The organism is Mesorhizobium sp. M1182 (assembly GCF_040318335.1).
Classification (GTDB): domain Bacteria; phylum Pseudomonadota; class Alphaproteobacteria; order Rhizobiales; family Rhizobiaceae; genus Mesorhizobium.
This window is the reverse complement of record NZ_JAMYMD010000048.1, coordinates 26,456-40,715: the sequence shown is the minus strand read 5'-3', so window position 1 is coordinate 40,715 and position 14,260 is coordinate 26,456. Positions and strand designations below refer to the sequence as shown.

General features: G+C 59.6%; 13 protein-coding genes and 1 pseudogene. 6 read left to right on the top strand and 8 right to left on the bottom strand.

What is annotated here, in order from left to right; translation table 11 throughout:
* Nucleotides 1–81 precede the first annotated feature (81 nt).
* The 3 genes from NKH33_RS30830 to NKH33_RS30820 all read right to left on the bottom strand — a co-directional run bounded on the left by NKH33_RS30830 (nt 82) and on the right by NKH33_RS30820 (nt 1,003).
* On the bottom strand, nt 82–324 hold the full coding sequence (locus NKH33_RS30830) for a DUF982 domain-containing protein (RefSeq protein ID WP_352542856.1): 243 nt from the start codon (nt 322–324) through the stop codon (nt 82–84).
* Nucleotides 325–412: 88 nt separating this feature from the next.
* The gene (locus tag NKH33_RS30825) at nt 413–655 is read right to left on the bottom strand and encodes a DUF982 domain-containing protein (protein WP_352542855.1); all 243 of its coding nucleotides are present in this window, start codon (nt 653–655) and stop codon (nt 413–415) included.
* 99 nt (nt 656–754) lie between these two features.
* Nucleotides 755–1,003 carry a DUF982 domain-containing protein gene (locus NKH33_RS30820; protein WP_352816302.1) on the bottom strand — a complete coding sequence of 83 codons (249 nt, stop codon included), beginning with the start codon at nt 1,001–1,003 and terminating at the stop codon, nt 755–757.
* A gap of 606 nt (nt 1,004–1,609) precedes the next feature.
* Here NKH33_RS30820 and NKH33_RS30815 point away from each other — a divergent pair.
* Genes NKH33_RS30815 through NKH33_RS30790 form a run of 6 tightly spaced genes read left to right on the top strand, consistent with a single transcriptional unit; the run spans nt 1,610 to nt 9,983 of the window.
* Nucleotides 1,610–1,939, top strand: a complete 330-nt coding sequence (locus NKH33_RS30815) for a hypothetical protein (RefSeq protein WP_352816300.1) — start codon at nt 1,610–1,612, stop codon at nt 1,937–1,939.
* A 54-nt stretch (nt 1,940–1,993) separates the two neighbouring features.
* Nucleotides 1,994–2,989 (top strand): glycosyltransferase family 2 protein, encoded by a 996-nt coding sequence (locus NKH33_RS30810; protein ID WP_352816298.1) that lies wholly within the window; start codon nt 1,994–1,996, stop codon nt 2,987–2,989.
* Nucleotides 2,990–2,991: 2 nt separating this feature from the next.
* Nucleotides 2,992–4,158: a glycosyltransferase family 2 protein gene (locus NKH33_RS30805; protein WP_352542858.1), complete on the top strand. Its 1,167-nt coding sequence runs from the start codon at nt 2,992–2,994 to the stop codon at nt 4,156–4,158.
* 7 nt (nt 4,159–4,165) lie between these two features.
* A complete protein-coding gene (locus NKH33_RS30800; protein WP_352923136.1) occupies nt 4,166–7,183 on the top strand; it encodes a trifunctional glycosyltransferase/class I SAM-dependent methyltransferase/polysaccharide deacetylase in 3,018 nt (1,005 codons plus the stop codon).
* Nucleotides 7,180–8,169, top strand: coding sequence for a glycosyltransferase family 2 protein (locus tag NKH33_RS30795; protein ID WP_352542850.1), 990 nt, complete (start codon nt 7,180–7,182; stop codon nt 8,167–8,169). Before NKH33_RS30800 ends, NKH33_RS30795 begins: the two co-directional genes overlap by 4 nt.
* Nucleotides 8,166–9,983, top strand: a complete 1,818-nt coding sequence (locus tag NKH33_RS30790) for an ABC transporter ATP-binding protein (RefSeq protein ID WP_352542849.1) — start codon at nt 8,166–8,168, stop codon at nt 9,981–9,983. Before NKH33_RS30795 ends, NKH33_RS30790 begins: the two co-directional genes overlap by 4 nt.
* A 153-nt stretch (nt 9,984–10,136) precedes the next feature.
* Here NKH33_RS30790 and galE read toward each other — a convergent pair whose 3' ends face one another.
* The 5 genes and pseudogenes from galE to NKH33_RS30765 form a co-directional block, all read right to left on the bottom strand.
* The gene (gene galE / locus NKH33_RS30785) at nt 10,137–11,111 is read right to left on the bottom strand and encodes a UDP-glucose 4-epimerase GalE (RefSeq protein ID WP_352923133.1); all 975 of its coding nucleotides are present in this window, start codon (nt 11,109–11,111) and stop codon (nt 10,137–10,139) included.
* Entirely contained in the window at nt 11,108–12,082 is a 975-nt protein-coding gene (locus NKH33_RS30780; protein ID WP_352923130.1) for a UDP-glucuronic acid decarboxylase family protein, read from the bottom strand. Before NKH33_RS30780 ends, galE begins: the two co-directional genes overlap by 4 nt.
* A 438-nt stretch (nt 12,083–12,520) precedes the next feature.
* A pseudogene (locus NKH33_RS30775) lies at nt 12,521–13,024 on the bottom strand (ATP-dependent DNA ligase).
* A 316-nt stretch (nt 13,025–13,340) separates the two neighbouring features.
* Complete coding sequence (locus tag NKH33_RS30770) at nt 13,341–13,679, bottom strand: slr1659 superfamily regulator (RefSeq protein ID WP_352542257.1); 339 nt, start codon at nt 13,677–13,679, stop codon at nt 13,341–13,343.
* Between the two features lie 18 nt (nt 13,680–13,697).
* Nucleotides 13,698–14,258, bottom strand: coding sequence for a slr1658 superfamily regulator (locus tag NKH33_RS30765; protein WP_352542258.1), 561 nt, complete (start codon nt 14,256–14,258; stop codon nt 13,698–13,700).
* Nucleotides 14,259–14,260 lie beyond the last annotated feature (2 nt).

Sequence of the window (14,260 nt, the reverse complement as noted above, 5' to 3'; positions counted from 1 at the left end):
GGCGACAGGGCGAGGCCTTAGACGCCTTCAAAAGACGCCCAGTAGGCCAATCAGGTTAAGCACACCCTTCATGCAAAGCCCTCACGGGGGGAGATACATCTTGGCTTCCTTAGCGGCAGCCTCGAAGGCCTTTCGTACCACCTGAGGGTCAATCGGATCGCCCTCCAGATCTGAAAGGCAGAGGGTCACCGCCTTTTGCCAGCGAGGTCCTCTCCGAGTCCACGTCTTGAGCTGCTCAAGGGCTGCCTTGGCATTGTTGCAGCCACGCCTGTCGCCGGTTTCAGTCTTCACGAACACCGGAGGGACGAACCAATGGGTTGCCATTGAGGGATAATTAGAGGGGGTGAGAATGTTTGGAAGGATGTCTGAGCTGGTGATCGACTTTGGCTCGCGCGAAGAGCCACACGACCTGCTAATCAGGAAAAAGCATGCCCTCCTCCTCGGCAGCCTGCTCGAACGCGTGGCGGGCCTGCATTGGGGACACCTTACCGCTCAAGGCATCCACACAGACGCGCACCGCCTCTTGCCACCTAGAGCCACGCTTGGTCCACAAGACGAGTTCCTCAGCCGCAGCCTGAACGTGGTGGACCGCGTAGCGGAAGCCTTTATGTTCCGTCTTAACGTACACAGGGGGTGAGAACCAGAGGATTGCCATGGGTGGAATTTAGCGAACGACGTCTTCTGCAGCCAGCCTCCGGTCGGGGAGCATTTGGTGGAATTCCTGAGGCTGAGCGGATGTTGAAGTAATTGGCCGTCAGCCACCAGCCCTAATCAGCTTCCCCTCCTCCTCGGCGGCAGCCAGGAATGCCTTGCGGGCCTCCTCGGGTTCCATCTCGTCGGCAATAACAGTCACGCAAACGCGCACCGCGAGGTTCCAGTGAGGGCCACGGTTGGTCCACTTCAGGAGTTCATTGGCTGCTGCCACTGCGTTGTTGACGTGGTGTGTCAGGCCGGGACCTTCAGTCCTGACGGGAACCGGAGGGGAGAACCAATGGGTTACCATGGGGTCACTCTTTGCGGACCGATGAAGTCCCCTAAGCAAGTTTTGCTCATCCGACAGCGTTCGTTCTGATGATAAAGTGAGCAGCTTTCGAAGGAAACTGCGGGCAGCTTCTGACCTCTGCATTGTTCTCTCGACTTCAACCATGATTGTATCGACCCAACTTCTGTATTTTGTCGGGAACTAATAAGAGATCAACCGACGATTTCGTGTGGAATGGTGGGCTCAGGAACGTTTGGTAGGAATTTCTGTAGCGGGGGATCGGATAACTGGCTAGCGCGAGGACCCCCGTGCCCGCTTCGTTTCCTGCACGGTGCGCGCCCGGCGCGGTGCGGAGCGTGCATCAAATTGTTCCTGGAGGCGCGACGGTGAAGCGGCATTCGGAACGACGGCACGATAGCCGCCGTAACCGCCTTCCCGAGCAGTCCCTCGCCTCGGCGGCTTACGTCCGATCCACGCCGTCTGCGAGGGCCGGAATGGCGAGGTCATCGAAGCGGCGCCATCCTACAGCGAGTTCAGCGCGGCCTGAAGGTCAGGCCGCAGCGCGGCGGCTCGATACCGGCCATAGCCGACGTTCACGAGCAGCCCGTCCTCGCACATCCGGGAGAGATGGCATCGTGGGATGGCGATGTCAGTGAGATCGCGTCCGCACCTCGCCGCGCCCTTGCGCCAGAGCAACGGCGCGATCCTGGAGTGACGGCGGCCGCCCGCCTGCAAGGCGTAGCGCTTCTGCGCGGTCACGATCAGGTTTTCGCATTTGATGCCGCTGTGGCGCGTCTCGGCGTAGGGCTACGGCGAATTCGTATTTCTCAAGATGCGATGGATGTCGCGTCTTTCGGCGACATGATTTTGTCGCGGTCACAGGCTTTAGTCAGGCGAATAGGAACGCCCGAGCTGATTTTGCCGCGAATTCGCCCCGATCTTGAAGAGGAGTACTGACACGTATGGTCGCTAGCCGTTTTTGCCAACCCTAAGGAGAAAACGAAGTCGCCGATGATCCAGGACAAACCCACGGTAGGCGTCGTGGTCCCGATGTTTAATGCCGAGCGAACCATTGGTTCTACCCTGATTAGCATCTGCCGTCAGAATTACCAGGCATTGGACATTATCGTGGTAGACGACGGATCGACGGACGAGTCCGCATCAATCGTGGCCTCATATGCCAAGAAAGATCACCGTATACGCCTCATAGCAAATTCGAATGGCGGCGTGGCGAACGCTCGCAACAGCGGTGCGGCTTCCACCAGCGCGGAGTTTCTGGCGTTTGTCGACGCCGACGATCTTTGGGCCCCTTCCAAGATCGCACTACAGTTGCGCGCCTTGCAGGAAGGTGGCTCTTCGGCGGGCTTGGCCTATTGTTGGTTCGCGCATATCGACCAGGATGGTCGAGTATTCTCGCTGCGCCATCGGCCCGACGCCGAAGGTCATGTACTCCAGCGCCTATGCAGACAAAATTTTGTCGGTAACGGAAGTTCGCTACTCGTACGTCGCTCCGCATTCGAGCGAGCGGGACAGTTCGATCCGTCCTTGCGGGCCAGGAACGCACAAGGCTGCGAGGATCTTCTAATGTGCCTCAACATTGCGGAAACTTATGAGTTCCGGCTCGTCCCTCAGCACCTTGTCGGCTACCGAATGACGAACCTCAACATGTCAAGCGATGTCATGCAGATGCTTCGCTCGTGTGAAATTGTCCTTGCCGAATTTCGTGAAAAGTATCCGTCATTCGGGCGCGATTTCGATGCCCACTTGGTCGACATGATCCATTGGCTTGCCACAAGAGCTTTCATTGAGGGACGGTTTTTCGCGGCCGGCGAGCTGCTGAGGAGGCTTTTTGTGACGGAGCCGGGCGTTGCGATCTCCCGCCTGCCCAATATGCTGGAAGAATATTGCAGGGCCCGACTGGTTCCTCGATGGCTCAAGATGCGCGTGAGACGAATGCGAAACGACAAGAGCGAATTTCGGCCTCTCTATAGCGAATTGAGCTGGTGAAGATGTCCGACATGCCGAGTCGGCGCGCAAATTTGTTGAGCGCAGAACTGTACAAGCTGTTTGGCCCGGATGGCTGCGCAGGTATCCGCCACGTGGATTTGGATACCCAAGTCAGTCCCGAGGATTGCGATTCTGGAATGATCGTGTTGTGGCGCGGCGGGCTTCCGGTCGGGCATTTGCTCAGAGGGAGCGACGGTGAGTGCCGCACTATGCCGATCACGGCCGCTGCAGGTCCAACGCTTACTCCACCGGTTCTGCCGAGCGCCAGCGTGGTCATATGCACACGCGACAGGCCGAAAGAATTGCGGCGCTGCCTCTCCTCGCTTCCCCAGCAAAGTGTCCCGCCGGCAGAGATCATCGTTGTCGATAACGCATCGACAGGTAGCGAAACGCGCGAGGTAGCACTCGCTGCCGGCGCAATCTACGTCCGCGAGGATCGACCTGGTCTGGACATCGCTCGCAACCGGGGCGCCCAGCGTGCATCCGCGGAAATCGTCGCCTACACTGACGATGACGTCCTGCTTCACCCGCAGTGGCTTGAGCAGCTGATCACGGCGTTCGACAGGCCTTCGACCGGCGCGGTGACAGGCCTTGTACTGCCAGCAGAACTTGCCACCGAAGCACAGCGCTATTTCGAGACGTTCTGGAGCTTCGGGCAAGGCTACAGGCCGCAATTGTTCCGCGCGGCCGACTTTGCCTCTAGCAGGCACGAAGTGTTCCCGGCATGGAAAATCGGTGCCGGTGCAAGCATGGCCTTCCGGCGCGACGTGTTTGACCGCGCGGGGCTGTTTGACGAGCGCCTTGACGTCGGCCAGGCTGGATGTTCGGGCGACTCTGAATATTGGTATCGGCTGCTTGCCAATGGATATGACTGCCGTTACCAGCCAACCTCCGTCGCATTCCATTTCCACAGGCGGACTATGGAAGGCCTGGCCAAGCAAATCTATTTCTACATGCGCGGTCACTCGGCCGCGTTGCTCGTCCAGCATGAGCGGACTGGCGTGAAGGCGAATTTGAAACAGGCTTTCAAATGGAAGCCACTCTGGTACCTCGGCAGGGTCCGCAGAAGGCTGCTTGGATGCAGGAGCGCTGAGGATCGATTCATTTGGCATGAAATCGCCGGCTATGCTTCAGGAATCCTGTTCTACCTCCGAACCAAGCGCGTGTAAGGACGACGTGGCGGACAATCCCTCGGTTTCAATCGTGGTGCCTGCCCGGAACGCGGAGCTGACGCTGGCACAAGCACTCGATTGTCTCATCAATCAAGACATTACTGATTGGGAGGCGATCATCGTCGACGATGACTCGAATGATCGTACTGCCGCAATCATCGCCAGTTATGTTGGGCGCGATGCTCGATTTCGCACGGTGAATTCCTCTGCCCATAGCGCCGCCGGCGCGCGCAATCAGGGGATCTCGTCAGCGCGCGGACGCTGGCTAATGTTCCTGGATGCCGACGATTGGGTAGACGCCAGCTTCCTTGCCAAAATGCTGGCCGCATTGAAAACCGCTCCCGATGCAGTGGCCGCTTATTGCGGTTCTCGGCGCGTGATGCCCGATGGCGCACTCACCCCGTCGAGCATCGCCCCCGAGGTTGCGATCCAACCCTTCGAAACATTCGCGCGCCGGTGCGCCATCCGTACTCACGCGCTGCTGATCGACCGGGCGACGATCGTCGAGTTAGGCGGCTTCGATGTGTCGCTGGCCACCTGCGAGGACTGGGATTTGTGGCAGCGCGTCGCACGTCTCGGGAACCGTTGGGTGATGGTCGACGAGCCGCTCGCCTTCTATCGGGCGAGCCCCAATTCGCTCACCCGAAATTCGACGCAGATGATATCAGATGCGGAGATCGTGATTACCCGCGGCTTTTCTGCCGACCCCAGAGTCAAACACCCAGCGTCTGCACACGCCAAGGGAGCGAACCCGTTGGACGGCCGCGCCGCTTGCGAAGCACTCGCGTGGTTCGCCTTGTGGAACGCTGCGTCGGATTGCGGCAGCGGCGGCGGCTCGATCCCCTCGCGGATCCTGCGCGCGCTCCCGGCCAGATACGAATGGGCGCCTGAGATCGCTAAGGTGGTCTTCGACGGCCTGATGGTAGGAAGTCTATCGACGCCGCAGCAATTGGCCGCCAGATGGGACAGGTTCGGTGGCCCCCTCACCGACTTGGTGATTGAACTCAGCAATCTCTGGAGCGACCCTGCCGCCGGCCGCCGCGTACAATATCATCTTGACCAAATGCTCCTCGACTTCGATGATCTTGCCGCACCGCGCAGGCTGGCGCGAACGCTGGGGATACGCGTCGATGTTCGGCATCCGGGCTCGACCGAACTTCCGGAGGGGATCGATCAATTTTATGTCTACCTAATGATGGAAGGGCAGATCGAAGCTCTCGTGCAGTTCGGTGTACTCGGGAGAGTGACAAGGCGTCATTGGATTGAATTGATCCTGGCTTTCGTGCCCCCTGAGCGGCTTCTAGGCAATCTCTCCGGCCATAGCCGCATGGCGTCCCGCTTCTGGAAGCGTGTCGCGCGGCTTGCGAGGCGATCGCCTGTAGATGCACCGCAAAAGGGCGCCGGTGCCGACAAGTCAAACATGTCTGCAGCCGAGGCATTGTTGTCCATGGCGCGACGCCGGTCTGATCAGGACAGCCATTTCGGCAAACTCGCGGGATTGGCCGCGGAAGCGCAGGCGCTGGTTCGGTCGAGCGCCGAAACTAAAGAGCCTTTTGCAGCGCCGCGCCGTGCACGGGCCGCGGATGGGCGCGACAATGACCGCACATCTTTCTGGAATCGCCATTTTGCGATCGAGGATCCCTGGAACTACGGTTCGCCCTATGAGCAGGAAAAATATGAGCGGCAGCTCGAAATTCTGCCTGCCGGTCCCATCGGACGGGCGCTTGAGCTGGCCTGCGCGGAGGGCCATTTCACGCGGCAGCTGGCGCCGCGCGTGGGCCATTTGATCGCGACCGATATCTCCGCTATTGCCATCGAGCGGGCGCGCGCGCGCTGCAGACACCAGTTGAATATCGAATTCAGGGTACTGGATTTTCTTGCGGATGCACTGCCAGACGGGATGGATTTGATCATCTGCTCGGAAGTGCTCTATTTCCTGGACAATCTCGACGAGTTGCGGCGCGTCGCCTCAAAGATCGTCGAGGCGTTGGCGCCCGGCGGCAGTTTCATCAGCGCGCACGCCTTCGTGCTTCGTGACAATATGGAACGGACAGGCTTCGATTGGGACCACAAGTTCGGCGCGCGACTAATTTCGGAGACGCTGGCCGCGACCGAAGGCCTCGTCCTTGAGCGATCGATCCAGACCGATCTCTATCGCATCGACCGCTTTCGCCGCCTGTCCCCGGCAGAATTTGCGGCGGATCCGACGCTCGACCACCTCCCCATCCGCGCGGCCATCGAGACGGACGTCGCGCGAAACATCGTCTGGGGCGGGGCACGGGCGCTGCGCGGTGAGGTTGCGCGTAGCGAGCGGCGGCAGCGCATTCCCGTTCTCATGTACCACGGCGTCTCCGATGAAGGTCCGGCCGCACTCGCCCGTTTTCGGCTCGCGCCCGCCGCATTCGCCAGCCAAATGGCATGGCTGCGCGCCAATGGCTTTCACGCGATCATGTCAGAGCAGCTCGAATGGTTCATTGCCAACCGTCACCCTTTCGTGGGCCGTCCGGTGCTCATCACCTTCGATGACGGCTTGCAGAACTTTGCCGACCATGCCTGGCCAATCCTGCGGGCCAACGACCTGACGGCCGAAGTCTTCCTGGTAACGGACTTCGTGGGTGAACGTGCACAATGGGATGCCGACAGCGGTCCCCCGGCACCACTCATGGACGCCGAGACCGTGCGACGCCTTGCCGGCGAAGGTGCCTTCTTTGGGAGCCATCTGGCGACGCATCGCGCCATCGATGGCCTTTCGAGCTCCGAGCTGGCCGCTGAGTTGCTGCGCTCGCGTATGTTCGTCGAGCGGTGGACCGGGAGGCCAACGACGGCATTCGCGGCGCCTTTCTCCGTCACGGACCGACGGCTGGGCAGGCTGGCCAAGGAATGCGGCTATCGAATCGGCTTCGGCGGCAGACACGGGCCGGCGGACCTCGATTGCGATCCAATCGACCTTCCACGCATCGAGGTGCGTGGGGACCGTTCGCTCGATGACTTTGTCGCCATGGTAGAGGCGGTGCTCGAATGAACGGCAAACTCGTCAGCGTCATTATCCCCGCTCACAATGCGCAAGATACAATCGACGAGACGCTCCGCAGCGTTCGGTCCCAGTCTCACCGCGCGCTCGAGATTATTGTCGTCGACGACGGCTCGCGCGACCAGACTGTCACCATCGCCCGACACCACATGGAGGTCGACCCTCGCGTGCGGCTGATCCGGCAGGCTAACGCCGGCGTGGCCGCCGCCCGCAATACGGGTTGGCAAGCGGCGCAATCCGATCTGATCGCATTCGTCGATGCCGACGATCTCTGGGCGCCGACCAAGATTGAGCGGCAATTGGCCGCGTTCGATCGGGCAGGCGAGAAAGTGGGGCTCGTCTACTGCTGGTATCGAGTCATCGATGCTCAGAGTGCGGTAACGGATGATCAGCATCGGCCAAACTGGCGGGGCGATGTGCTTGAGCGCCTTTTCCACGGCAATTTCGTTGGCAATGGCAGCGCAGCCTTGGTACACCGGCAGGCCCTGATAGACGCCGATGGTTTCGAGGCTGGGCTGCGCGAGGCCGGCGCGCAGGGTTGTGAAGATATCCTCTTCTATTGTCGCGTTGCCGAAACCTACCACTTCGAAGTCGTCGAAGAGCCGCTGGTGGGATATCGCTATCTACCGGGAAATATGTCGAGCAACATGACCCGCATGCTGCGGTCCTGGATGCTGGTGGTGGACGAGATGCTCGGCCGCCACCCGGATGCGGCAACCACGCTGCGTGAAGGCCTGCATTTCTATTCGGCGTGGCTCCTGGAGCGGACTTTGCGTCAGAGGCACCCGCGCTTTGTGCTTCCGATCCTGTCACTGCTGCTTCGCCGTCATCCCGCGATCGCCATGCGGGTAATCGCCGTGGATTTGCCCCGGATCGGGGCGCATTTGGCCAAACGCGCCGCAACGAAGTTGGTCCGCGGCCGCCTGCCTGTCCGCCCGCAGGTGATCGTACGCTTCCCAACCGGGGAACTGGAATGAGCGCCGCGAAAGAAGGCATTCGCCGCGGTGCGGTCCGTGCTTCGTTGCGCGATCTTTCGCACCTGCTTCGCATCGTGGGCAAGCCGCGCTGGGCGACGCCCGCTCTGCTCGCTCTTGGCTTTCTGTCATCCTTGGCCGAGACGCTCGGCATCACCCTGATCTTGCTGTTCCTCTATTTGGTGTCCAGCCGAATCACGGATGCTGGAAATGGCCTTCAGGGCCGAGCGCTGGGCCTGGCAGTCGCCTGGCTCGGTAGTCCTACCCGGCTCGCCTTCGCGATCCTCCTACTCATCTTCGCTCGTGGAGCGCTGGCGCTGCTGTATTCGTTGATAAGCTCCAGCATCGGCGAACGGATCAGCGAGCGCGTGCGCAACCTCGTCCACGAACAATATCTCACAGTCGCGTTCGGATCCATCCAACAGCACGAGCAATCGCAACTGATGGAGGTGCTCGGGACCGAATCGTGGCTGGTGGCGCAAGCGTATGGTGCAGTGACCCGACTCATCATCAACAGCTGCTCTATTTTCGTGTTCGCCGTCTTTCTCTTCACGATCTCCTGGAAGATCCTGGTGATCGCAGCCCTTGGCTCAATCGCGATCTCGGCGATCTTGCGCATCTTTTCGCGACCCGCGCGGGACCTGGGACATCGGGTGAAGAAAATCCATCAATCGCTCGGCGAGCATATGCTCATGACACTCCAGGCGTTGCGCACCATTCGCGCCTACGGACAGGAGGCGCTACATCAGCGTCGCTTCGTGCAATCGTCGGCGGCCGCGCGCGACGCATCGCTGTCCCTGATTCGCCTTTCGTCCTGGATCGGCCCAGCGACCGAGATCGGCTATCTGGGAATGTTGGGCTCAATCGTCCTGGTCTCCGGGTGGTGGCATATCAGCTTCGAGGTAACGCTGGCCGCTGTCGCCCTCCTCTATCGGCTGCAGCCGCATACGCAGGAGTTCGAGAGCAACCTGCTGTTTCTGGCGCAGATGCAGCCGCAACTGCGCTCGGTGTTGGAGATGGTCCAGTCCGAGGACAAGGAATATCCATCGCAAGGCACCATCGCACTCGGGAATTTGAACGCGAGTATCGTTTTCGAGCACGTGAGCTTTGGCTATGATCAAAATGCGCCGGTGCTCACGGACCTGTCGTTCGATATACCAGCCGGAGAAACCACGGCGCTGATCGGCGCAAGTGGCGCTGGCAAGACGACGATCGTGAACCTCCTCTTACGGCTGTACGAACCGACCTCTGGCGACATCAAGATTGACGGCACCCGGCTGCAGGACATCAGGCGGGACGACTGGCTGTCCAAGATCGCAGTAACGGGTCAGGACGTCGACCTCGTCGAGGGCACGGTGGCAGACAACATCCGCATGGCCAAAGCCGACGCGTCCCAAGAAGAGATCATTGTGGCTGCCCGCAGTGCCGGCGTCGCGTCATTCGTCGAAGACCTCCCCGATCGCTACGATACCTGGATCGGGCAGGAGGGGCTGCGATTTTCCGGCGGCCAGCGACAGCGCATTGGCCTGGCACGAGCTGTATTGCGCAATCCGGACTTCCTGATCCTGGATGAGGCCATGAACGCACTCGATACCGCGCTCGAGGATCAAGTACGGCGTGCGATTGACAGGCAGCTTGGCAAAAGGACAATTTTGCTGATCACGCACCGCATAGAAACGGCGCGTGATGCAGGCAACGTCATTTGGATAGAGAACGGCAGAGTCAACAGCCAAGGACCTGCCTCCGTCGTTGTTCCTCAATACCAAGGTCGCCAGCACGAAATCGTATGTGCCTCTGACGCTGAGGACAAAGGATGATGGCCCTGCTCTATTTTTCTTCAGTTGCCCTCAACGCTGACGCGCGTCCAAACCCGGAGCCTCTCCATCGACTCCGTCCGGCGCCGACAGTGAATCGAGAGCTGGTCGGCCGGTCTTTGCTGCTCTCTCGGCCACGGCAGCGTGGCGGACCTGTCATAATCGGCTACGGTACCAGGCCAGCGCCGTCTCGACGATCCTGTCTATTCCGGATTGCTCAGGCACCCAGCCAAGTTCCCGCTGCGCCTTGTCGGCCGCGGCCACAAGCGCTGGCGGGTCACCTGCCCTGCGCGGACCGTAAACCGCAGGAAGGCGCGATCCCGATGCCCGGCTGACCGCATCCACCAGCTCCTTCACCGTCGTTCCAGCTCCAGTCCCGAGATTGTAGACGTGGACACCCTTGTCGCGCAGCAGCTTCTCCCCTGCCAGGACGTGAGCACGTGCGAGATCGGTGACATGGACATAGTCCCGCACCGCGGTTCCATCGCGGGTATCGAAGTCGATGCCATTGATGGTAAAAATCCGGTCCCGCCTGACAGCCGCCTCAATAGCGAGGGGTATGACGTGTGTTTCCGGTTCATGCCGCTCGCCGACCTCGCCGTCGGGATCGCATCCGGCCGCGTTGAAATACCGGAGCACGACCGCGTCGAGGCCATGGGCATTGGAGAGATTATCCACCATCCGTTCTATGATAAATTTCGACCATCCATAGGGATTGATGGGCGACTGCGGATGCGTTTCGTCAATCGGAGAGCGAACCGGAACTCCATACGATGCGCATGTGCTGGAAAAGATCAGCTTGCCCACGCCGACCTTCAACATCTCCTCGAGTAACACCAGCGACCCGAAACTGTTGTTTCGGTAGTAGAGTCCGGGATTTTCGACTGACTCGCCCACATAGGCGTAGGCGGCGAAATGCGCCACCACATCAGGCCGATATTGTCGTAGAGCCGCCGACACGGCCTCGGCGTCGGAAATGTCGCCTTCGACAATCGGTCCCCATTTAACCGCGTCGCGCCAACCGCGCGAGAGATTATCATACGTGATCACCGACCAACCCGATTCGGCGAATGCCTTGCAACAGTGTGATCCGATATAGCCGGCCCCGCCGGTGACCAAGACGGTCTTCATTCGGCAGCGGCCGGCCGTACATAGCCCGACGAAACCAGGCCTTCAAAATAGGCAATGGTCTTGACAAGGCCGTCCCGCAATGCGGTTCTTGGCTCCCAATTGAGTTCGCGCAAGGCGCTCCCGATATCGGGCTGTCGCTGTCTAGGGTCGTCAACGGGCAAAGTCAAAAAACTGATCGACGACCGGCTTCCAGTAAGTTCGATCACCAGATTGGCGAGTTCTAGCATCGTGAATTCGACCGGATTGCCGAGATTGATCGGACCAGTAAGATCGTCAGCCGTCTGCATCATGCGAACCAGACCGTCGATGAGGTCGTCGACATAGCAAAATGAACGTGTCTGCTGGCCAGTGCCGTACACCGTGATCGGTTCGTTCAGCAGGGCTTGGACGATGAAGTTGGAAATGACGCGGCCGTCGTCCGGACGCATCCTAGGGCCATATGTGTTGAAGATGCGCGCTATCTTGATCCGCAGACCGTGCTGTCGCCGATAGTCGAAAAAGAGGGTTTCAGCACATCGTTTGCCCTCGTCGTAACAAGAACGGGGTCCTATTGGGTTTACCCTGCCCCAATAATCCTCGATCTGCGGGTGAACGTCAGGGTCGCCGTAAACTTCGGACGTCGACGCCTGAAGGATCTTCGCGCGAACCCGTTTGGCGAGCCCTAGCATGTTGATCGCCCCGTGGACGCTGGTCTTGGTCGTCTGAACCGGATCGAACTGGTAGTGAACGGGGCTCGCAGGACAGGCAAGATTGTAGATCTCATCAACTTCAACGTAGAGTGGAAACGTCACGTCATGGCGAATGATTTCGAAGGAATGATTGTCGAGCAAATTGGAGACGTTTCTTCGGCTTCCGGTGAAGAAATTATCGACACAGGCAACTTCGTGACCTTCACCAAGCAGTCGCTCGCACAAGAACGATCCCAAAAAGCCCGCGCCTCCAGTCACCAGGATCCGCTTTGCCTGTGGCATTTTCGGGTCTCCAAGACAAATTAGCCAAGCTCACAATCTCGCTTCACCGTAGCGCGATCTACCGGGGTCTGCTTTCAATTTGCGTTACCAACAAGACATTTTTGTCGAAACGCGACCCGTTCCCGATGTCCGCGGCGGAAGAAGGCTGGGTTCGATTCAGATTAGCGGTCGTGGGTCAGTTTGAAATTCCGAGCCGCTTTCCCATCGTTGTTGCCCTTGGGATCGTGTGCGGTCTGCCCGCCGGGCGCGATCATCAGCCTGCCTGTGGCATATTAAGAGCCGCACCTACAGGTCGGACACATGGCGCACCAGCCAGCAACTGCAGAGCGCTCAAATAGAACCCTTGCCAACGGAGAGCCGTCCATACACGGCCCAATTTTGAGCCTCAGGGCGGTGGTGACTGGAACGCGCAGCATGTCGGTCGGCCGACTTGACCGCCTACGCTCTCGAGCCCACCTTCTCGATGGCCCGAAAGATCGCTAGCGCACTGCTCTCGAAATGCTCGCTGTACTGGATCTTGCCGGGGCCGTGCTCAACGAGCTGCCACAGCGCCTGCTTGCGCTGCAGCAGGGGCAAGGAGGTTAGATTGCGACCGTCGAGATGGAGGATATCGAACGCGACGAACACCAGCCGGCTCGGTTCGAGCCAGATCGCAGCTTCCTGCGCAGGTCAATGGGGAGCGCCCTGCTCGCCTGGAACAATGACCTCGCCGTCGATAATGGCAGCCCGGCATGGCAGTTCGGCCGCCAGCGCGATGGGCCAGTATTTCGTGGCCCAGTCACGGCCGTTCTTGCTGTATAGACGCACGCCGCCTTTATCGATGATGATCTGCGTTCGGTAGCCGTCAAGGTTGACCTCCTGAAGCCATCCCTCATCTTCGGGCGGCTCCGTGACCCGAGTCGGGATCTGCGGCGGAATGAACTCCAGCTGGCCGCCGTTCACCTTGGCACGCTTACTCAATGACGCCACCTTTGATCGCGCGGCGGCTGATCGGCACAGACAGCCCGACATCCCCCCAACTTGGACGCCTGCCGCCTGTGCCGAGCCCCCGCCGAGCCATTGCGAGCATCTGCGCACGAGGCCGGATTGTCGTTAGCTTGGCATCCAAATACTTATCCTGGTGTACATATTCGCTGTAGGCGCCGCGCTCCTGCACCTTCTCACTATCGGTGCGGAGCTCCCGCATCGTCCCGGCTGACCTATACTATCTCGGGTTGCCGCAAGCCCACGCAGTCCCTTGGCAAATTTCGGGACCTGGTCAGTCCATCAAAAGCACCACAGCGGGATGCAGCTTCTTCAGATTCGGCAATGATTTCGACTGCCAGGGTATGTCGGGCGTTCCACGCACGACGAGTCGAACATCGGGATGCTTGCGCACCTCGATGGTAAATTTCGCCAGCAGGTTGATGCCGGAAGAGTTGAGAAAGTGAAGGTCCTTCAGATTGAGCGTAATGGAAGCGGGTTTCGAGGCAAGAACACTGGTCGCCAAAGCCGTGATAGGCGCACCGGCCTCGGAACTGGCAAGCCGCATTGCACCGTCGAAGAAAATTTCGCTTCCTTCAGTCCACACACGATAGTCGTCTGTCTTGATTTCCATAGCCTGGCTTCGTTTCTTCTAGTTGTGAATTTGCGAGATCGGAATGGAGGCATATGTCTCCACGCAGATCCGATCGCTTTCGTCGGCGGCGCTGAATATCCAAGCCAGGCGTGCGCCGTAGTCACTCATCAACGTCAGCAATCCAAGTCCGGAGCCTCCTACGTCGGGGTTGGCGGCATTGGCTTCAATTCGCTGTATCAGCAGGTCCATGGGGTCGCCAACCGTGATGTCCGCCAGGAGACTTTGGAACTCAGACGCATCTTCACCATCGACGTCATTCGACACTTTCAGCTTGAAGCACTCCGAATCCATCGACGCCTCGATCAAGATCTCACCCGGTGCGCGAAACTTGACGGCATTTTCGATGAGTTCGTTGACCAGATATCCAATGCTGTGCCGCACTTCCATGTAGTCATTGCGGGACGACCGGAAGCGCAATGCGAAAAGATCGGCGATGAAGTCCGAGGTCGTGGCACAATGACGCCAACTCAAGTCGAGAGGTCCGTCGAACAGCCGCACGCGACTGACGCTCTCCTTCATCCCGATTGCAACGTCAGGGGTCCCGAACAGCGTTGTCATGG

Bases quoted from the DNA above. Each gene is read 5' to 3' on its own strand.
- NKH33_RS30830 (WP_352542856.1), bottom strand. From the start codon at position 324: ATGGCAACCCATTGGTTCGTCCCTCCGGTGTTCGTGAAGACTGAAACC.
- NKH33_RS30825 (WP_352542855.1), bottom strand. From the start codon at position 655: ATGGCAATCCTCTGGTTCTCACCCCCTGTGTACGTTAAGACGGAACAT.
- NKH33_RS30820 (WP_352816302.1), bottom strand. From the start codon at position 1,003: ATGGTAACCCATTGGTTCTCCCCTCCGGTTCCCGTCAGGACTGAAGGT.
- NKH33_RS30815 (WP_352816300.1), top strand. From the start codon at position 1,610: ATGGCATCGTGGGATGGCGATGTCAGTGAGATCGCGTCCGCACCTCGC.
- NKH33_RS30810 (WP_352816298.1), top strand. From the start codon at position 1,994: ATGATCCAGGACAAACCCACGGTAGGCGTCGTGGTCCCGATGTTTAAT.
- NKH33_RS30805 (WP_352542858.1), top strand. From the start codon at position 2,992: ATGTCCGACATGCCGAGTCGGCGCGCAAATTTGTTGAGCGCAGAACTG.
- NKH33_RS30795 (WP_352542850.1), top strand. From the start codon at position 7,180: ATGAACGGCAAACTCGTCAGCGTCATTATCCCCGCTCACAATGCGCAA.
- NKH33_RS30790 (WP_352542849.1), top strand. From the start codon at position 8,166: ATGAGCGCCGCGAAAGAAGGCATTCGCCGCGGTGCGGTCCGTGCTTCG.
- galE (WP_352923133.1), bottom strand. From the start codon at position 11,111: ATGAAGACCGTCTTGGTCACCGGCGGGGCCGGCTATATCGGATCACAC.
- NKH33_RS30780 (WP_352923130.1), bottom strand. From the start codon at position 12,082: ATGCCACAGGCAAAGCGGATCCTGGTGACTGGAGGCGCGGGCTTTTTG.
- NKH33_RS30770 (WP_352542257.1), bottom strand. From the start codon at position 13,679: ATGGAAATCAAGACAGACGACTATCGTGTGTGGACTGAAGGAAGCGAA.
- NKH33_RS30765 (WP_352542258.1), bottom strand. From the start codon at position 14,258: ATGACAACGCTGTTCGGGACCCCTGACGTTGCAATCGGGATGAAGGAG.